The organism is Litorilituus lipolyticus, assembly GCF_006439335.1.
Classification (GTDB): Bacteria; Pseudomonadota; Gammaproteobacteria; order Enterobacterales; family Alteromonadaceae; genus Colwellia; species Colwellia lipolytica.
The window spans coordinates 108372-129518 of the sequence record NZ_SAWY01000041.1; the positions used below are offsets into that span (position 1 = coordinate 108372).

Sequence of the window (21147 nt, forward strand, 5' to 3'; positions counted from 1 at the left end):
ATGTTGATTTAATAATGGCTTGAATTAACATTAAAAAATCAAACTAAAATGGCTGCCTTTTTCAGGAGTCGTTTGCAAAGAAACTTGCCCTCCATGTGCAAGCATAACTTGTTTAGTTAAAGCTAAGCCCACACCAGAGCCGTCTCTTTTTGTCGTATAAAAAGGCACAAAAGCATTTTTAGCCGTATCGCTATTCATACCACAGCCGGTATCGCTCACTTCAATCACAGGATTACCACGTTGATTAATAAAACCTTTGATGGTTACTTGCTTATTATTGCTTGTTGTTAATGCATGTTCAGCATTTTTTAATAAGTTGATGAGGACTTGTGCGAGCATGTCATGGTCGATATTAATATCTAATGAGCTAGGGGAAATATCGATAGTTAAAACGATGTTTTTCTCAGGCCAATGATGGCAAGCTACTTTGGTGACTTCTTCAATAAAAGTACTAATTTCGATTGATGTTTTATTAGGGCTTGGTAAGCGTGTTAAGCGGCGATAGCTAGTAACAAATTGCATTAAGCTGTCACTTCGCTTGGCTACTGTGGTCACGGCATCACTGATATCAATTAACTCTTCTTGTAAGTTATTATCATTGGGAACTTTGGGTTTTATATCTTCAACGAGAACTGATGCGGTATTGGCCAGCGAAGTTATTGGTGTAATGCTATTCATAATCTCATGAGTAAGTACGCTCACTAAATCTTGCCATGCCTCTAATTGTGCCGAAACTAATTCGCTTTGAATATCTTGTAAACTAAATAAGAGTTCATTGGTATTGGGCATTTTTATTTCAGTCGCTTTAGCGCTGAGTTGATGTTCCATACCATCGATATCTAGTTGAATGAGTTTTTTATCTCCGGCAGACATTGCGATTAATTGCTTTGGAAAGTGCGAACCAAAACATGATAAGTCATTCAGATTGACAATCGGATGAGTACCAAATAAACGTCTAGCACTGTTGTTCCATAGTGTCACCTTATGTTCGGTGTTGATACTGATCAAGGGAGCGGGTACATGTTCAACAATAGCCTTTAAGTGCCTTAACGTTTGTTCTTGTGAATTTCGTTCCCTTTGCAACCGCGATAATATATCGGTAAAGGCTTGGGCAAGTTCTTCAAAACCAGTACCAAGGTTGGTGAAATCAAACCGCTGAGAAAAGTCACCATAGCGCATAGCATCAAGAAATCGTACAAGTTCAGCATTTGTTTTGGCGACAAATTTTGTTAACTCAACAAGCTGAACAGCTAAAACTATCGTTAACAAAACTGTCATTGCGTGATAGCCAGGAGATGTGATGAAAACGGTGAGTAACACTAAGGTTACCATGGCTAATATCGTGCGAAAAATGATCCGCAAAGTAAATTGTTTAAAGGCCATGTTTTTCCATCCTTCGGTATAAAGCTGCACGTGTTAAGCCAAGCTCTTTTGCACTGTGGCTAATGTTATAGCGGTGCTTTTTTAGCGCAGTGCTAATTGCATGTTTTTCTATGGCTTCTAAATTTAACTCACCTTCATTTACTGGTGAAACTGAAACATCATCGCTAATTGTTGATAGTTGATTATTTACATCAGGCTTTGTAGGTAAGTTGTTGATATTTGGTTTTTTACTTTGTTCTGGTGAGCTGAGCTGGAAGTCACTCAGGGTTAATTCATCATGCTCTGTAAGAATAACTGCACGTTCTATAGCATGACGTAATGCCCTGATATTACCCGGCCATGAATCATGTAATATGGCATTTTTAGCATCCTTTGAGATTCCCTTGCTCGCCTTGCCATATTTTTTGCAATATAACGTTAGATAATGCTGAGCAATGGGTAATATGTCTTCGCTTCGTTCTCTAAGTGGTGGTAAATTTATTTCTACTGTGTTTAGTCTAAAGAGTAAATCTTGACGGAACTTACTTTCATTAGTGAGCTCAGTTTTTTTCATATTGGTTGCAGCGATAACACGTACATCAAAGGGAACAGCTTTATTTGCACCTAAAGGGGTGACTTGCCTTTGTTCTAGGACGGTAAGTAATTTAGCTTGTAAATGCAGAGGGAGATTGCCTAGTTCATCTAAGAATAAGGTGCCGCCATTGGCTGCTTGTAATTTACCAACACGATCGTGGTGTGCGCCAGTAAATGCTCCCTTCTTATGGCCGAAGAGCTCACTTTCAAAAAGGCTCTCAGCGATAGCGCCTAAATCAACAGACATAAAAATATTGTTACATCGTTTACTTTGATTATGTAGTGCATTTGCCGCTAATTCTTTACCTGTGCCATTTTCACCTAAAATGAGTACATTGGCATCAGTTGGCGCGGCTCGTGCTATGAGGGATTGAACATTGGTCATCGTAGCAGACTGGCTAATAATCTCCTGAGCTTGCACTTGATTAAGTTGATTCGTAACTTGGACTAACGTTTGGTTGGCGACTTTAAGGTTTTCAGCTTCAGTGCGAGATTTTTTAAGTTGCACTGCTGTTGATAGGGTCGCAATAACTTTTTCGTTTTGCCATGGTTTAGCAATAAAATCTGTAGCGCCTAATTTCATTGCTTCAACTGCGACATCAACGCCACCATGAGCGGTGATCATCACGATAATACTATCAGGTTTTATATTAAGTATTTTATCAAGCCAGTAAAAACCCTGTTCACCTGAGCTTTCGCCAGGGCCAAAGTTCATGTCGAGTAATATGACATCAAAGTCGTTTTCTGAAAATAATTTCGGGATTTGCTCTGGCCTGTTGCAAATGGTGACTTGTGAAAACTGTCTCTTAAGTAACAGTTTTGAGGCGACTAAAATATCTTGGTCGTCGTCGACAATCAGAATATGTGCATCGGTTTTCATCATTATTTGCAATTTATTGAATTAGAATAAGTGTTCATTAACGTACACTTAGTGTTCACAAACGTACAGTTTTTTCTTCTCTATTTATTGAATAATATTTTTAATCTATATAAATCAATCGCTAACGTTTTGGAATGTTTCTTGTAATACATATCACTATCTTAATTTGTAAATTTAAAAAGTGATTTGAGTAATGAGTAACTCATTAAAGGCGGTTCAACAATCTAACAATGATCAAGGTGCTGTTTCAGGCGCTGGTATGGATCGAAAAGTGCAGCCGAAAAAGTTAAGTAAAATGAAATGGCTTGTCGTTGCGGTTGCGCTAATTTTACTTGGTTGGTTGGCGGTACAGTTTACCGGTAAGTTATCTGGAAAGTCGTTGGCGGTTAACAGTAACCGTATTGTAGTTTCTAGTGTAACACGCGGGACTTTTGAAGATTTCATTCCTGTTCGTGGTCGAATCTCACCAGCTAAAACAGTTTACCTTGATGCGATTGAGGGAGGGCGTGTTGAACGAATCCTTGTTGAAGATGGTGTTGAATTAAAAGCGGGTGATTTGATTGTGGAGCTATCTAATGCAAGCTTGCAACTTAATGTCTTAGGCAATGAAGCCCGCGTTGCAGAGCAACTAAATAACATGCGTTCTATCGAATTAAGTTTAGAGCAAAATCGTTTGCGCCATAAAAGCAATATTATTGATATTGAATATCAGATTAAGCTGTTAACTAGACAATTACAACGGGAGCAAGAGTTAGTTGCTAGTGGCGCAGTGATCCAGTCAAAGCTTGATGACACCAAAGACACTTTGCAGTGGTATAAAAATCGCTTAGCTGTGACCCTAGAGAGCCAAGCGTCTGATACTCGTATGCAACAATCGCAATTGGTCTTTCTAAAAGAAACCAGTGAACGATTAGAGAGCAACTTAGCAATATCTCGACAAAACCTTGAGAACATGAATGTGCGCGCGCCAGTTGATGGCAAACTCTCGGGCTTTAATGTTGAAGTGGGGCAAAGTATTGGTAGAGGTGAACGTTTAGGGCAAATTGATACACCGAACGATTATAAAGTCACGGCCTTTATTGATGAATTCTATTTAGGCCGCGTTGATATTGGGCAACGGGCTATGTATCAAGACTACCCGTTAACGATTAGTAAAATTTATCCGCAAGTACAAAATGGTCAATTCGAAGTGGACTTTACTTTTGTGAGTGAGCAACCAAGCGGTATTCGTCGCGGACAAACTATTCAAACAAAATTAACACTTGGTGATGCCAGTAAAGCAACACTTATTCCTAATGGTGCTTTTTATCAAGATACCGGTGGTAATTGGATCTTTGTGGTTAATGACTCAGGGGAAGAAGCCGTGCGTCGTCCAGTTAGGCTCGGTAGGCGTAACAATCAATTTATCGAAGTGCTTGATGGTTTAGAGGCAGGGGAGCGTGTTGTTACTAGCCCTTATAACAGTTATCAAGATATGCAACGACTTAAGTTAACTGCTGAAAAATAGCAGCTTAACGTTTAATTACTCAGTAACAAGAACAGATTATTTTAAAAGGAAATAGCTATGCTAAAGCTTCATAATTTAACAAGAACATACCAAACAGATGATGTTGAAACACTCGCATTAAATAACGTGAATATTGAAATAGCTCAAGGAGAATTTGTCGCTATTATGGGGCCTTCGGGCTGTGGTAAATCAACTTTGCTAAATACCATTGGCATGTTGGATTCACCTAGCTCAGGTACATATGAGTTTAATGGTGAAGATATTTCAAGTTATTCAGAAGCACAATTGTCGGTGATTCGTAAGAAAAATATTGGTTTCATTTTTCAAAACTTTAATTTAATTGATGAGCTTACTGTGCAAGAAAATATCGAGTTAGCACTGCTGTATCATAATATTCCTGCCAGTGAACGTAATAAGCGCGTTATTGAGGTGATGGATAAAGTGGGTATAGCGCATCGCGCAAAGCATATGCCGAGTCAGTTATCAGGTGGTCAACAACAACGTGTTGCAGTAGCTCGTGCGGTAGTAGGTGATCAAAAAATGATCCTCGCTGATGAACCTACAGGTAATTTAGATAGCGCACATGGACAAGAAGTCATGGAAATGCTGCAAACGCTAAATGCAGAAGGCACTACCATAGTGATGGTTACTCATAGCCCAACACATGCTGATTATGCCAAACGTACCATTAATCTATTTGACGGACATGTGGTCACAGAAAGGGTGAAAGCAGCTTAATTGCTGACTTCAATAGGGGAAACTTATGTTTAAAAATTACCTGATAACCGCATGGCGGAATATTATTAAGAATGGCATATTTTCAGTGATCAATATTTTTGGTCTGGCCGTGGGTTTAATGAGTTGTATTTTGATTATGTTATTTGTTAAGCAAGAATCTAATTTTGATACTTGGCTTACTGACAGTGATAGATTAGTCAGGATGCACACTGCGTATACCATGCCTAACCAACCTGCATTTTTAACGGTTCGTTCTGCTGGTAAAATGATGGAAGCGATCCGAGACTATGCCAGCAATGAAATTGAAACAGGGGTGCGTCTTATTCAATGGTCTTTAACAGTAAGAAATGGAGAAGATGCTTTTAGTGAATCGATGACAATGGCGGATGGTAGTTTTCTTGATATTTTTGATTTGCCATTTGCCCATGGTTCGCGCGCCAGCTCGTTTAGTCAGCCAATGAACTTATTAGTGACTGAAGAATTAGCGATAAAGTACTTTGGTCGCACTAACGTGATTGGTGAAACTTTAACCGTTTGTTGTGTCGGCGGTGGCCCTAATGACGTGCAAATTTCAGGTGTTTTAAAAGACTTACCAGAAGATACTCATTTAAATATTAATATGCTGTTTTATTTGCAGCCAGCACTCTTTCAGCCAGGTAATGGCACACTTGATACATGGACTAGTTTAAATGTGTATACCTACTTTAAATTAAACCCTGGCGTGAGTGTAACTCAATTACAAGATCGAATTACTTATTGGATGAATAATGAAAGTCCATTGGTTGAAATGTCTAAGCAATTTTTAGGTGATAAAGCTAACGGTAAGCAGGTCACAGACTTTATCACTCAACGAGTTATGTCAGTTCCCGACTTACATTTAAATGCTAAAAAGCATGCAGGTAATATGGGGGATTTGACGCCAATGGGTGACCAAGAGATGATTAATACTTTCATTGTGGTTGCACTACTTGTATTAGCTATTGCTTGTATTAATTTCATGAACCTATCGACTGCTAAAGCAAGTAAGCGAGCCAAAGAAGTAGCAATGAGAAAAGTGCTTGGCGCTTCTCGAAAGCAAGTTGCTATGCAGTTTTTAAGTGAAGCGGTGGTGTTAGTATTAATTGCTTTGCTTTTTGCCATTGCCGCATCTGAGTTAGTTTTACCTTTTTATAATGACGTGCTAGGTACGCAACTTGAACTGAAATTATTTGAAGAGCCTTCATTACTCTTTGGTTTAATGTCGGTTGCAACTTTAGTCGGTGTCGGGGCAGGTATTTATCCAGCCATGTTCTTATCGAGATTTTTACCAGGTCACATACTAAAAGCGAGTAAGAGTAGTGAGTCTGGTCATTCTACAAAATTACGAAATTTGTTAGTAATCTTTCAGTTTGCTACCTCTATTGTGCTAGTCATTGCAACCTTAGTGGTTTATGGGCAAACCATTTATTCAAACTCTGTTGATGTAGGTTATAAGAGCGATAACAAACTGGTGCTTAATATTCGCCGAGCAGGTGATAATTTATCGAGTTTAAAGCAAGAGCTACTTAACCTTTCTGAGGTTAGCGCAGTAACTTTTTCTTCAGAAGCCCCTACGCAAGACAATGAAAATAATAACCAGTTTACTTTGCTAGAAACTGACGAAAATGGCCAAAAAGTAGAGCCAGTCTTTTTAAGCTATCACAATATGGATTATGGTTTTTTTGAATCTTATCAAGTTAAACCTATCGCGGGACGTTTGTTTGATGAGCAGTATGGCACTGATATATTGACACCCTTGCCAGAAGATTCAACTGAGATTGGTCAAGCGAGTATTATCTTGAATGAAACAGCGGTTTCAAAGCTGGGCTATAGTTCTGCGGATAAAATTATTGGTAAAACACTGTCGTTAGGTAAACATCATTTAACTATTGTTGGTGTGATTCCTGATATTCATTTTAGGTCGATTAAATTTGGTATTCGAGCAAGTGCTTATATGTTAAATCCGCAGCGATTTAATGTCGCTAACATTACCTTTGAAACAGATAATGTTGCAAAGCTTATGGAAAGTATAGAGCGTGTTTGGAAGCAAAATGTACCAATGCAGCCTATTAATATTCAGTTCCTATCAGAAATGATGACGGCTCAGTATCAAGATGAGTTAACCACTGCACAGCTATTTTTAGCCTTTTCTGTGCTAGCAATTATTGTTGCATGTTTAGGTTTATATGGTTTGTCAGCGTTTACTGTTGAGCGAAGAACTAAGGAGATAGGTATTCGTAAAGTGATGGGAGCTAATATCACTGATATTGTTAAGCTATTGATGTGGCAGTTTTCAAAACCTGTAGTAATCGCAAACTTAATCGCTTGGCCTGTGGCGGTATATAGCATGTTGACTTGGCTAGAGAGTTTTCCTTATCGCATTGAAACCATATGGTTTGTGCCAATATGCTTAGGTGTAGGTATATTATCCTTGCTTATTGCATGGTTAACAGTGGGCGGGAATGCGGCTAATGTGGCGCGTAAAAACCCAGTACATGCACTGCGTTACGAATAAAAGTGTCGGATAACAACAAAGGGTAAAGTGTAAAGATAATACGCTTTTTCATTAATAAAAAGCCGTTATATTGCGATAACGGCTTTTTTGCGAGAAAAATTAGTATGTATCTGTTGCTCAGTTTCCGGCTTTATCTTTTATTACACTGACTAGCAGTGCGGGTAAAAAGGTCAGGGTTAACACGGTAGAGAAAATTATTCCTGATAATACAATAATACCCACCCCCCGATAGAGTTCGGTCCCGTCACCAGGGATAAAGACTAGCGGTGCTAAGCCGAAGATTGTGGTAGATGTTGACATGAGAATAGGCATTAAGCGTTTTTCAACGGCTGATTTTACCGCATCAACAATTCTAGCACCCTGTTGCTGCATGTTTTTTCTGGTTTGGTCGACAATTAAAATTGGGTTGTTTACTACAGTACCTAATAAGATCAAAAAGCCTAACATAGTGATCATATCAAGGGGCTGGTGAAAACTCGATAATCCAATTTGTGCTAATAAGGCGTTGGCGTCATTGACAAATATTAAACCTAATAAACCGCCTGCCATGCCTAACGGTATAGTTGTTAAGATAAATAATGGGTAGCGCCAATGGGTAAATATGGCCACTAACAATAAATAACTTAGCACGATAGAAATAATAAAGTTTGAAGAAAGTGAGCTTTTTGTTGCTTCAAGTTGATCGGCAGCACCGCTAATAGTGAGGTTGATTCCTTGAGCTATTTTTCCTTGCTGCAATAGACTAGTAAGTAACTGGCTTCTCACAACTTCTTCGGCATCTTCTAGGGCAACATTACGTGGAGGGATAATGTAAACAGACACCGTTCTGTTGCCATCAACACGACGTAAACTGTCACTACTATAACTTGCGTGCATATCCGCCAGAGCACTTAGTGGCATGACTTTACCCGATGGCGTAATGATAGGGGAGTTGGCTAATTGCGTTATATTTTGCTCGTTACCGGCGCTACTGAACATAAACATATCAATTTTATCATCATCTAAGATGAATTCATCAATGTACGCTCCATCACTAAAGGCAGAAATGGCATAACCTAATTCACTGTTGCTTAAGCCAAGTTCAGCTAGGCGTGACCATCTTGGTTTCACTTCTATAAGAGGTTGATCTAAGCTGAGTGATCTTGGCTGAGAGTTTATTTGTGGGTTATCAAATAGTAGCTCAGCTTGTTGATAAACGGCTTCAGCCGCTTGGTAGAGCTCGATTAAATTAGGTCCTGAAATATCAACGGCAACTGCGCGAGTACCACCATCATTACTCGAAATAATTGAGCCACGAGATGAAAAAGCTCTCATGTTGTCATAGCTCTTAAATTTTTGCGTAATGGCGTCCATCATGGCTTGAATATTATCGGGATCTGAAGGGCGGCTCATCATCCATATCCGACCTGCAGAAATAGACATAGAGTAGTAACCTAGTGGCGGCATATTAGTTATGCCGTTGGCAAAATCATCAGTTTCGTTATCAATGTAATTATCAAAATATTTTCTTAACTCACTACCAATGCGCTTCATTTCACTTAAGTTGTAGCTTGGCGGGGCTATCATGATTGAGAATGCTTTTGGCTCTTCACCTTCCGGTAAATATTCTGCTGCTGGCATCAAATAATAAGCTAGACCTAAGGTGCCAATAGCAAATACTGAGACGGTAGTGATTGCTCGTGATTTTTTAGTAATAAAAAAGTCAACAAAACGGAGCCAACTTGATGAAAGCTGTAGTTGTTCTTTCGTTTTTTTACTGCCGAAATTGGCTATGGCGACAGGCACAACAAAAATAGCGACTAACATTGACGCAATGATGGCACCTGAAATAGCAATAGCAATATCAGAGTAAAGTTGCCCAGCTTCTTGTTGGACAAACAATATTGGTGCGAATACCAGTATCGTCGTGGCGGTTGAGGCTAATACGGCAGGCCATACATCTTTGACACCCGAAACTGCTGCTTCAAAGCGTGCTAGCCCGCGCTTTCTTGCTTGAATAATACTTTCTAATACTACAATAGTGTTATCAACAGTCATACCAATAGCAAAGGCAACACCTGCGAGAGAAATGACATTGATAGTACGATCAAATACCATTAAACCGAGAAAAGCGGCAATGGTACACATGGGAATGCCTAAAATACCAATTAGCGTTACTTTCGCTGAGCGCAAAAAGTAATACATGACGATAGTCGCTAGTAAGCCACCTAGAATTAAATTAAACCAGACATTTGATAGCGAACTACTCACATATTGAACATCATCGCTAACTAGCTGAAGTTCTAAGCCATTGTATTGTAATAAATCACTATTAATTTGTTCAACAATAGTAAGCATTTGCTCCTTTATGGCGAGTACATTAGAGCCACTTTCTCGGCGAACAGATAAGCTAATGGTACGTTCACCATCGAGGAACGATAGGCTTCTTGTTTCATAATGATCAAGAATGACTTCTGCGACATCTTTTAGGTGAATATTAATATTGTCTTGGCGTTTAATAACAATATCTTCAAGCTGGGCAATATTTTCGAAACGGCCAATAACACGAATTAAAAAGCGCTCTTTTTCAGATTCAATATCACCAGCAGAGGCATCTTTGTTACGGTTTCTAATGGCACTTCGCACTTGGGTTAAACTGATGCCACGTTGCGCTAAACGGGAGGGGTCTACTTTTATTTGTATTTGCCTAGCAGCACCACCACCAACTCTAACTTCAGAAACCCCACTGACACTTTCCATTCGAGGACGAATAAAGTCTTCGGCATAATCTCTGATCAAGTCCATATCAATATTGAGTGGATTACCTTTTTTCGGCTTCAATGAAAAATACATAAAGGCATTACTAGAGAAGGAGCTTGAAATTAATCGAGGTTGATCAACATTTTCAGGGTAAGACGATACTTGGCTTAAAGCGTTGTTTACATTAAGTAGCGCGTCATTGACATCAACACCAAAAGGGAACTCTAGCTCAACGGTCGCTCGCCCCATGGCTGCGTATGATGTCATGCGCTTTAAATTAGGTAAGCTTCTAAGATAGCGCTCTTGCTCTATTAAGATTTCTTTTTCAACATCTTGTGGTGTAGCACCCGCCCAACCTGTTCTCACAGTGACGGTTCTCACTTCAAGATCTGGGATCATTTGTACTGGTATTTTGAGTGAACCGGCAATACCTAAGATACAAATGATAGAGACGACTACAGCAACCAGTGTGCCTCGTTTTATAACGGCATCAAACACAGATCTCTCCTTAAGGCTTTTTGATGGTTACGGGTGTGCCATCTATGAGTAGATCGCTACCTGAAATAATCACAGGCGTACCATTAGGCACTCCTGAAACAGATACTGTATTAAAACTACTGGCTATCATGTTTACGCCAAAGCGTTTTACTTTATTATCTACAACCCCGTAAACGCTGTAATTGCCATCTGGGTGACGTTTTAAAGCGCTCTTAGGTAAATTAACTTGCGCTAAGGTTTTGTTAGGTAATACAAGTTTTACTGTCGCTGACATACCAGCGATGAGTGATGTGTTTTTTGGTAAGTCTATTCGGGCTTTAAAAGTTCGACTGAGTGGGTTTGAAACCGCAATAAACTGTGAAAGCGGTAATGCAATCTTTTCTTGAGGAGCAGTATCTGGGATCACTAACGCGTTTACATGGGCTGACTCTTTTATCTCACTAAAGTACTCTTGTGGTACATCGACAAAAATTCGTAATTCATCATCAGACACTAATTGAAAAATTTTACTTTGCTGAGTAACCCATTCACCGATATCAGTGCCTCTTTGAGCTATGGTGCCAGAAAAGGGGGCTTTTACTTGATGACGATTGACAATTTCTTGTTGCAAGGCTTGTTCGGCTGCTGCTTGAGCTAGTAGTGCTTTACTTACCGCTGCATTCGCTCGGCGTTCTTCTAGCAGGGTTTTAGCCATCACCTCTTGTTCAGTTAAGTCAATAATCTCATTGTATAGGCGTAAGTCTTCTTGATATTTTACTTGCGCCGATTGAAATAATGCTTGCGCCTGCTGTAACTTTATTTGCGCGATAGAATCATCTAATGTCAGCAGTGTTTGCTTAGCAGTAACTTGTTCACCGGCGTTGACATAAATGTTTTTTACTGTGCCAGCTTCTAAGCTGGTTAACTGAGCATCATTTAAAGCCTCCACTGTGCCGCTTAACTCAATCTCTAACTTTTTTATTTGTTGTTTTGGCTCAATAACTTCTACTGCTACTGTCGCTGCGTAACTATGTAAACTGAGTATGGTCGTGAGAAACAAAACGCCTTTAGTGAAGAACACTTTCATTTAAACCTCGAATAAAATTGAATATTTTTCTACTTATCAATAGTGTAAAAAAGGGTATGTGAACAAAACGTGAAAGTTTTGTATTGTTCACATTCTCTTCACAGTAAACCTGCTTATAATGAAGAGATAACATCAATGAGGACATTAAGTGCGTATTTTATTGGTTGAAGATAATGCTGATTTAGCAGCAAGTATTGTTGATTATCTTGAGATGCAAGGTCATAGCTGTGATTTGGCGTTTAATGGCGAGTCTGGCTTTAATGCCGCCATTTCAAATGATTTTGATATGTATATATTTGACATTGCTATGCCTAAAATGGATGGCTTACAGCTTTGTCAAAAACTAAGAAATCAGTGTAATAATACAGTGCCTATTTTGTTTTTGACTGCGCGAGATACGCTCGATGACAAACTGGCGGGATTTTCTGCTGGCGCTGATGACTATTTGATCAAGCCGTTCGATTTAAGTGAATTGCTGGTTCGATTGCAAGCAATATATAACCGTTATGTCGGTGTAAAAACGACATTGGCACTTAAAGATTTAAGTGTTGACTTGAAAACGGAACAAGTGATGCGAGCAAATAAAGTTATCTCGTTATCTCCCAATACTTATAAGTTGCTAATTATCCTCATGCAACGCTCGCCTGAAATCGTTTTACGTCAAGAGCTCGAACATTTAGTTTGGGGAGACAATTTGCCAGATAGTGATTCACTAAGAAGTCATATATATAAGTTAAGGAGTAAAATAGATAAACCTTTTACTCAGCCATTAATTAAAACAAGTAAAGGACGAGGCTTTAGTATTTCATGAAGGTTTTTCAAAGTATTCGCTTTAGGATTATTATTGCCTGTATTTTTTTCTCATTAGTGGTCAGTCTTTGTTACGGCTGGGTCACATACTATGGCCTTAAATATAATTCCGATGAGTTATTCAACTGGTTTCTCATTCAAGAAACACAAGTATTAGTGGCAGAGTATCAAAAAAATCCGCAAGTAAACTTGTCGAGTATGACGTCAGCTAAGGTTATCGTCTCAAGTGAAGAGGTCGCGATTGCAACACTGGCAAATTACTTTACGAAGACTAAAACCCGTGAGCGCATTTTAAAGAATAATGCTCTTGATTTGATAGAGATGCTGGGGCCTAGGTTTACAACACCTCAAGGCTATATCATTTATGAGTTTATAACCAAGCAAAAAACAATTCATATATTAAAAGCACCGCTTAAAGACGATGCCCTAAGCTTTTATTATCTTGTTGATGTTAGTGAATTCATCAATTACGACGACGTATCAGAAAAAGAAATTTCTGACATGTTTTTAACCATGCTGGTGTTGATTTTATGTATTAGTTTGATACTAGGTTTCTGGCTTGCCAAACGGGTTGTATCGCCGTTAACGCGTTTAGCTAATTCAGTTGATTCAGATAATTATCAGCCCAATAATAATGTCTATTTTAATGATGAAATTGGCTTTTTAGCAAAGCGTATTGATTCTTTTGTATTGAAAACAAATGAAATGATCATTCGTGAAAAATCATTCTCACGTGATGTGAGTCATGAATTAAGAACACCACTGGCAAGTAGTCGTGCAGCAATTGAGTTAGCATTATCAAGTCCCGCAGGAAAAGATACTCACATGAGCAAATTTCTGCACAGGGCAGCAAGAGCCAATGTAGACATGAGCCATTTGATTGAAACATTTTTGTTGTTAGGCAGAGATGAAATAGATAAAGAAGTACATACAGAGTTTAATCTATATGAATTGGTTCAACAGTCTTTTGATAAACATGATTATTTAAAACGCTCGGACGAATTAGCGTGTTTGAATAAAGTAGCACCCACGTTAATGATGTTTGCGGCAAAACGATACTTAGCCATTGTGCTTGATAATTTGATTAGAAATGCCTACCAGCACACTTACCAAGGAACAATAGAGGTATGTGTGCAGAATAATATTATCATTGTTGAAGATACAGGTGAGGGAATGGTTAATTCAAAGCTCGTTAATGATAGTGATTGTAATGTATTAGAAAAATCAGGCGTTGGTTTATCTATTGTTAGACGTCTTTGTGAAAAGCTCAATTGGAAAATAACTATTGAAACTGACCGACCATTGGGCACGAAAATACTCATTGATATCTCTCATGAATAAGTGAGCGTACTGAAGTTTTGTTTAAGCCAGAACGCCTTTGTATGTTTCATTTCTTAGCATTGAACTTAATGGTACAACCAGTTATCCTTGGAAAAATTGCTGAAGGTAAAGAATAAACTTATGAAGTTTAAAGGTACTGAAAAATACGTCGCAACCGAAGACTTACAACTGGCCGTTAATGCCTCGGTTACTCTGCAACGCCCTTTATTAATTAAAGGTGAGCCTGGCACAGGTAAAACTCTTTTAGCTGAGGAAGTTGCTGCTTCTTTAGGAATGCGCCTTATTCAATGGCATGTTAAGTCCACCACTAAGGCGCAGCAGGGGTTATATGAATACGATGCCGTTTCAAGGCTTCGTGATTCACAATTAGGTGATGATAAAGTTCATGATATTAGTAACTACATTAGACAAGGAAAGCTGTGGGAAGCCTTTCAGTCGGATGAACAAGTGGTGTTATTGATAGATGAAGTGGATAAAGCCGATATTGAGTTTCCGAACGATTTATTAGTCGAGCTCGATAAAATGGAATTCTTTGTTTATGAAACAGGGGAAACTGTTAAAGCGAAACATAGACCAATCATCATCATTACCAGTAATAATGAAAAAGAACTGCCTGATGCTTTTCTTCGCCGCTGTTTCTTTCATTTTATTAATTTTCCTGATCGCGACACCATGAAACAAATCATTGATGTGCACTATCCTACGATTCAATTAGATTTGGTAAATGAGGCACTTGATGTGTTTTTTGAAGTCCGTGAAATTAGTGGTTTACGTAAAAAACCGTCAACGTCTGAATTAATTGATTGGTTAAAATTGTTAATGGCTGATGATATTCCTGATGAGATTTTGAAAAACAGAGATAACTCAAAAGCTATTCCACCGCTATATGGTGCGCTGTTAAAAAATGAGCAGGATGTACATATGCTTGAGCGGTTAGCCTTTATGCACCGACGTGAGCAGCGTTAATGTTAATTAATTTTTTTCAGGGTCTTAAAAAGCATGAAATACCGGTGACGATAAAAGAGTTACTGGATTTAATAGCGGCCCTTGAAAAGCATATTGTTTTTGCCAATATTGATGAGTTTTATTATTTAAGCCGTACGATTTTGGTGAAAGACGAGAAATACTTTGATCGCTTTGATAGGGCGTTTTCTCTGTGTTTTAGTGAATTGGATAATATTGATGACATTATTGAGGCGCTCATTCCAGAAGAGTGGTTACGTGCTGAATTAACAAAACACCTGACAGAAGAAGAGAAAGAAAAAATACAATCACTTGGTGGTTTAGAAAAGTTACTTGAAACGCTAAAAGAGCGTTTAGCGGAACAAAAAGCTAAGCACCAAGGTGGTAATAAATGGGTTGGTACAGGTGGCACCTCGCCATTTGGTCACAGCGGTTATAACCCCGAAGGTGTTCGCATTGGTGGGGAAAGTGGTCACAAGCGTGCTGTTAAAGTTTGGGAGCGGAGAGATTTTAGAAATCTCGATGATAATATTGAATTAGGAACACGCAATATAAAGGTTGCGCTAAGAAGACTTCGTCAATTTGCCCGTACTGGTGCTGATGAAGAGCTAGACATTGACGATACTATTCGCAGTACAGCTAATAATGCGGGTTACCTTGACTTAAAGATGGTGCCTGAACGGCACAACGCTGTAAAAGTGCTGTTGTTTTTTGATGTTGGCGGTTCAATGGATTCCTACATTGAAACCTGTGAAGAAATGTTTTCGGCGGCTCGAGCAGAGTTCAAACACATGGAATATTACTATTTTCATAATTTCATTTATGAATCGGTGTGGGACAATAATGTTCGAAGACATCAAGAGCGCATACCCTTACATGATATTCTGCATAAATACAGTAGCGACTATAAAGTTATATTTATTGGTGATGCGTCGATGTCACCTTATGAAATAGCTGTGCCCGGTGGCAGTGTAGAGCACTGGAATAAAGAAGCTGGCGCTGTTTGGTTTAATCGATTACGAGATAATTTTGAAAAAGCTGTCTGGATTAACCCTGTCCATGAAACTCATTGGCAGTACACCCAAAGTATCCGTATGACCCAAGAGCTTGTAGAAGATCAAATGTTCCCGATGACAGTTAACGGTCTGGAACAAGCAATGAGTTACCTGTCTAAGTAACCTTTTCACGAATGCATTTCTCTTAAGAACAGATAAGAAAAAAGCGATGAATATCATCGCTTTTTTTGTTTTATCTCGATTTTTTAATGTTTAAGTTATTAAGTAAAATCGTTCATTTAAGGAATTAGTCTAATGCCTTAAAACGAATGGCTGCACCGCCACTTGTCGCTAGTGTTAACTTTATGGTATCGCTTTTACGTACTTGTTTGTTTTCAATGACAATATCGTAAGGGTTATTTACCCATTCTGCCTTTTCACCATCACGATATATTTGAGCTTGATAACGCTTGCCGGGCTTAAGAAAGTCGAGTTTTATTGTTAACTCGCGCGCTTCTTCATCAGTTAAAGCGCCAAGATACCAATCTTCTCCTTGGCGCTCTTGTCTGGCAAAAGCGACAAAATCACCAACTTCACCTGCAACGGCGATACTCTCATACCAATCAGTAGGTACATCTTTAATAAATTGAAAAGCAGCCATATTGGCTTGGTAATTTCTTGGCAAGTCTGCTGCCATTTGAATAGGGCTATACAGTACCACGTAAAGCGCTAATTGTTTTGCTAAGGTCGTTTGTGGTCTGTTTGTGTCACTGCCTAAACCATTAAAGCTCATGTTAAATATGCCCGGTGTGAAATCCATTGGTCCTGCAAGTAAACGAGTAAACGGCAAAATAGCAGTATGCTCAGGTGGATTTGGCGGATTACCCCAAGCATTGAATTCTTGTCCACGAGCGCCTTCTCTAGATATCCAGTTAGGGTAGGTTCTACGTAATCCGGTTGCTTTTATTGGTTCATGGGTATTGATACTAATTTTATGTTTAGCGGCCTCAGTAACACTGTGCAAATATTCATTCACCATAAACTGGCCGTCGTGCCATTCTTTCTTGATTATGCCATTTTCATCAATACGCTTAATATTGCCACCGTCAGCAACATATCCCGTTTTAATTTGATGAACGCCATGTTGTTGATATAAGGCATAGGCCTCTGACATTTGATTTCTATAATTGGTGACATTGCCTGAGGTCTCATGATGACCTATAAGCTCAACACCTTTACTTTTGGCGTATTGACTCACTTTGTTTATATCAAAGTCATCATAAGGTTTTGCAAAGTTAAAGACATCACCATTGTGAAACCAATCTCCGTCCCAGCCAATATTCCAGCCTTCAACTAAAACACCTGAAAAGCCATGTTCAGCGGCAAAGTCCATATAGCGCAGTGTTTCACTTGTGGTAGCGCCGTGTTTATCACCACTTCCCCAGGTATTCTCATTAATATGCATGCCCCACCAAATACCGACATACTTTCCAGGTTCAACCCAAGAGACATCACCCAGTTTATTAGGTTCGTTTAGGTTAAGAATAAGGTTTGAATTTAAAAGCCCTACGGCATCTTTGCTGATTTGAATTGTGCGCCATGGCGATTTAAAGCTTGCTTTGGTTTTCACTAATATGCCGTCTGACCAAGGGGTTAAATCAGCTTTCAAGGTGCCTGGTCGTTGCTGGTTGAGGGTCATTGCTGCATAGTCTACTAATGCGGCTTCATGAATACTTAAATGAGTACCTGAAGGTAACTTGAAGGTAAAAGGTGTATGAGCACGATCTATTTCTTCAATGCTTGAAGTATTATAAGTGTATTCATAGCGGTTCCAGCCGCGAGCAGGAATCCACCATGCTGTACTTTCTTTTGGCGAAGTGAGATTGAATTCAGTCAACTCATTGGTAATTTCAATATCTGTTAAGCCTTTTTGCTTAGGTACTTCGTAGCGAAAACCAATGCCATCATTAAAAGCACGAAAGCGTACTTTATAGTGATTGTTGCTAGTTCGATTAGCAGTAAAAGTGATAACAACTTCATTGTGAATATCAGTAACGTTTTTTCGTTCACCCCACGGCAGTTGCCAGCTTGTATTGACACTGTGCTTTTCTACCGAAGAAATTTTAAAGCCATCGGCAAAGCCATGAGCATTGTTAAACAACATGCCTAGTTTTGATGGTTTGATAACTTGCTCACCATTGAAATCGACTAGATAGTTAGGTTGATTGTCATCATTAATAGCAATGGTAATGCTTTTATTTGGAGAGCTTACGCTAATAGTCTGAGCAAAGACCGAAGAAGATATGAGTAAAGTGGAGACTAATGTTGATAGTGTCGCAGGGTAATATTTCATATTGAATCTTGTTTTTATTGGAATATTTTATCAGTGTAAATTGATAAATTATAAAATGCAGCTAGCTGCATACGTATTCAAATACTTGCTTAGTTACCGAACTTAATTGCTTTTGTAGTAGTTATATTTGTATTTGTAGGAGGAAAGGCATTATTTTGTAATGATTTTGTAAAGGTGTTTATTTAGTCATTTTTATAAAAGTTGTTTTTGTAGGTAGTTGTTTTTAAATGAGTATTTTTTAAATCCCTGCTGGTGCAAGGCAAGGTCATTATTGTCGAAGTAAATATGTAAATTATTCTCATCACCTTTGTTGTTGAATATTTATTCATAAGCCTTTTGCTAACATATACTTATGTTTTTATTGTTTTAGAACACATAATCAACAGTTTTAGTGTGAAAAAACGGTATATTGATTATAATATAATTCATGGTGTAAATTAGGCTTAATGTTTGTTTTGGGTTTTTATAAGGAATATGTAGATAATTAATTCGAGGGAGTGTTGCATTTTTATAAGATAATTAAATAGGTTTTATTAATGTTTGCAGTATCGACACTAATTCGAGTTGTGTTCAGTTTACTTCTCTTCAGCTTTTCTTGCCTCACATATGCGGCAAACGTGAATATTATAAGTGGTAGTGCTGGTGCTTGTAGTAGTGATGATGGATTTACTTGTATTTTCAATGATGTAACACCAATCGGCGTTGATACTCTGCAAACGTTATTACTAACAAAAGATGTACAGATTTATGCCTCAGATGATTTGATTTTTTCAGCCGATATGACATGGAGTGACCGAGATTTACTGTTGGTCGCAAACAATGATCTATTGATTGAGTCAACCTTAACCGCAACTAATACTTCAACGCTTAGGTTAATAGCAAACTTTGATACCGCTAATGATATTGACCCATTTGCACAATCCTCGCCTAATGATAACCGTATTGCATTAGATTCAATTGGTCGATTAAGATTTCCGCTAGCAGATAATAATATTAGCTTTAAAGGGAAAATAGAGTTTGGAAGTCGCTCTGGGACAGGAATTCTATCTATCGACCATGATGGAGATGGTACCCTTGATAATTACAATTTGGTCAGTTCTCTAGCTGAACTAGACGCTATTAATGATGCAACATTAGACGATGCTAACCAGCGAGTTGCTTTATCTACCAATTTAGATCTTAGTGGTACAACTTTCAACGGCTCAGTATTGTTTAGTAGCTCGTCTAGTATTTTTACCGGCCATTTTGAAGGATTGGGACATGTGGTAGATGGGTTTATAAATTCCGGAAATGGTAGTGATAGCTTTATTGGACGCAGTGGTAATAATGCGCATGTGCGAAATATTGGTTTTACTAATGTTGATTTTACTTCTTCTAGTTATAACGCAGGTGTTATCACCAGTAGTACCACAGGTATAACGTTGCATAATGCTTTCGCTGTGGGTAATTTTACCGGTACCACTGGGAGCTCATCATATTATGGAGGGCTGATTGGTACTGCATATACTACCACTGGCACAGTTCTTATTGAGCAAGCTTTTGCTGATGTTAACATTGTAACTCCAGCAAACGATTCTGATGCTGGGGTTGGTGGTTTGATTGGTTGGGCAGACGTAAACTCTTTTAAAATTATTATTCGAGATGCAGGAGCACTAGGAGATATAGATGTAACAGGTACAGGTGATGAAATTGGTGGTCTTATTGGTTATACCTTTAGTTATACCACGGACGGGTTCATTATATTAGATGCTTTTGCTAAGGGAAATATTAATGCCCTTGCGCCCAATGCTACGACAGACAAGATAGGCGGTCTCATTGGAGAAGTCAGAGGGCAGATAACTATCGATCGATCATATGCTTCGGGTGATGTCTACGGTAATGATAATGTGGGGGGCTTTATTGGTGGTTTTTACGATCAATATATTGCTTCCGTTAAAGGGGAAATTACTAAAAGTTATAGTAGTGGTGATGTTTTTGGCTTTGACAATACCTCAACGGATGATGTCGGCGGCTTTATTGGTGAGATAGATAACGCGTCTTTCACAATAATTTCTACCGCCTTTGCTTATGGCGAAGTCACCACGTTAACCGATTATAGTGGTGCTTTATTTGGTAGTGTTGATAGTGACCCAACCTTAACAAATGTTTATTGGAATAGTTCAACTAACAGTTCAAATGTAGGTACAAACAGTCCTGCGGTTTCAGGTAGTTCGGGTTTGACGAATGCAAGTTTTATTAACCAATCAGACTTTACTGGCTTTGACTTTGTCAATGATTGGGTGATTACTCCAGCGATATTTCCTCACCCCATATTACGTACGTTAAGCTACTTTTCTGCACCAGTAATTACTTCTTCAGCAGGTACGGCTGCTACCGAGGATTTACCGTATAGTTATACACCGACAGTAGAAGATGCGGATGACAGTAATAATGGTATGGATTTAACGTGGTCATTGACTAATGCCCCTACGGGAATGACAGTATCGTCAGTTGGTGTCGTTCAGTGGACACCCACCGAAGGCATATTAAGCTCAGGCGCGGTTACTTTAACCGTTAGTGATGGCGCATTATCTGATAATGAAATCTTTACTATCAGTGTTACGCCAGTCAATGATGCACCGAGTATTACTTCAACAGCAGGCACAACGGCAATAGAAGATGTGCAATACAGTTATGCTGCCAGTGTTAGTGACAGTGATGACAGTAATAATGGTGTGGATTTAACGTGGTCATTGACTAATGCCCCTACGGGAATGACAGTATCGTCA

13 protein-coding genes are annotated in these 21147 nt (G+C 38.8%); 8 read left to right on the forward strand and 5 right to left on the reverse strand.

Annotated elements, in window-relative coordinates:
- Window positions 1-30 precede the first annotated feature (30 nt).
- Together EPA86_RS17305 and EPA86_RS17310 are read right to left on the reverse strand one after the other, a co-directional pair.
- Window positions 31-1383 (reverse strand): sensor histidine kinase, encoded by a 1353-nt coding sequence (locus EPA86_RS17305; RefSeq protein ID WP_140605644.1) that lies wholly within the window; start codon window positions 1381-1383, stop codon window positions 31-33.
- Window positions 1373-2839 (reverse strand): sigma-54-dependent transcriptional regulator, encoded by a 1467-nt coding sequence (locus EPA86_RS17310; protein ID WP_246058450.1) that lies wholly within the window; start codon window positions 2837-2839, stop codon window positions 1373-1375. Before EPA86_RS17310 ends, EPA86_RS17305 begins: the two co-directional genes overlap by 11 nt.
- Window positions 2840-3029: 190 nt before the next feature.
- Between EPA86_RS17310 and EPA86_RS17315 the strand changes: the two genes are divergently transcribed.
- Genes EPA86_RS17315 through EPA86_RS17325 form a run of 3 tightly spaced genes read left to right on the forward strand, consistent with a single transcriptional unit; the run spans window position 3030 to window position 7614 of the window.
- A complete protein-coding gene (locus EPA86_RS17315) occupies window positions 3030-4343 on the forward strand; it encodes an efflux RND transporter periplasmic adaptor subunit (protein ID WP_211664961.1) in 1314 nt (437 codons plus the stop codon).
- Window positions 4344-4400: 57 nt separating this feature from the next.
- Complete coding sequence (locus tag EPA86_RS17320) at window positions 4401-5081, forward strand: ABC transporter ATP-binding protein (RefSeq protein ID WP_140605646.1); 681 nt, start codon at window positions 4401-4403, stop codon at window positions 5079-5081.
- A 25-nt stretch (window positions 5082-5106) separates the two neighbouring features.
- Window positions 5107-7614 carry an ABC transporter permease gene (locus EPA86_RS17325; RefSeq protein WP_140605647.1) on the forward strand — a complete coding sequence of 836 codons (2508 nt, stop codon included), beginning with the start codon at window positions 5107-5109 and terminating at the stop codon, window positions 7612-7614.
- 117 nt (window positions 7615-7731) lie between these two features.
- On the opposite strand, the gene EPA86_RS17330 is transcribed toward EPA86_RS17325, so the two are convergent.
- Together EPA86_RS17330 and EPA86_RS17335 are read right to left on the reverse strand one after the other, a co-directional pair.
- Window positions 7732-10851 carry an efflux RND transporter permease subunit gene (locus EPA86_RS17330; RefSeq protein WP_140605648.1) on the reverse strand — a complete coding sequence of 1040 codons (3120 nt, stop codon included), beginning with the start codon at window positions 10849-10851 and terminating at the stop codon, window positions 7732-7734.
- A gap of 10 nt (window positions 10852-10861) precedes the next feature.
- A complete protein-coding gene (locus EPA86_RS17335; protein WP_140605649.1) occupies window positions 10862-11917 on the reverse strand; it encodes an efflux RND transporter periplasmic adaptor subunit in 1056 nt (351 codons plus the stop codon).
- A gap of 148 nt (window positions 11918-12065) precedes the next feature.
- Between EPA86_RS17335 and EPA86_RS17340 the strand changes: the two genes are divergently transcribed.
- The 4 genes from EPA86_RS17340 (at window position 12066) to EPA86_RS17355 (ending at window position 16209) form a co-directional block, all read left to right on the forward strand.
- Window positions 12066-12728: a response regulator transcription factor gene (locus EPA86_RS17340; RefSeq protein ID WP_140605650.1), complete on the forward strand. Its 663-nt coding sequence runs from the start codon at window positions 12066-12068 to the stop codon at window positions 12726-12728.
- Window positions 12725-14068: a sensor histidine kinase gene (locus EPA86_RS17345; RefSeq protein ID WP_140605651.1), complete on the forward strand. Its 1344-nt coding sequence runs from the start codon at window positions 12725-12727 to the stop codon at window positions 14066-14068. The genes EPA86_RS17340 and EPA86_RS17345 overlap by 4 nt, the downstream gene beginning before the upstream one ends.
- A gap of 120 nt (window positions 14069-14188) precedes the next feature.
- Complete coding sequence (locus EPA86_RS17350) at window positions 14189-15034, forward strand: AAA family ATPase (RefSeq protein WP_140605652.1); 846 nt, start codon at window positions 14189-14191, stop codon at window positions 15032-15034.
- Window positions 15034-16209, forward strand: a complete 1176-nt coding sequence (locus tag EPA86_RS17355) for a vWA domain-containing protein (RefSeq protein WP_140605653.1) — start codon at window positions 15034-15036, stop codon at window positions 16207-16209. Before EPA86_RS17350 ends, EPA86_RS17355 begins: the two co-directional genes overlap by 1 nt.
- A 124-nt stretch (window positions 16210-16333) precedes the next feature.
- Here EPA86_RS17355 and EPA86_RS17360 read toward each other — a convergent pair whose 3' ends face one another.
- The gene (locus tag EPA86_RS17360) at window positions 16334-18379 is read right to left on the reverse strand and encodes a glycoside hydrolase family 97 protein (protein WP_140605654.1); all 2046 of its coding nucleotides are present in this window, start codon (window positions 18377-18379) and stop codon (window positions 16334-16336) included.
- Window positions 18380-18996: 617 nt separating this feature from the next.
- Between EPA86_RS17360 and EPA86_RS17365 the strand changes: the two genes are divergently transcribed.
- Window positions 18997-21147: autotransporter outer membrane beta-barrel domain-containing protein (locus tag EPA86_RS17365; RefSeq protein WP_211664962.1), on the forward strand; the 2151-nt coding region annotated here is incomplete at its 3' end.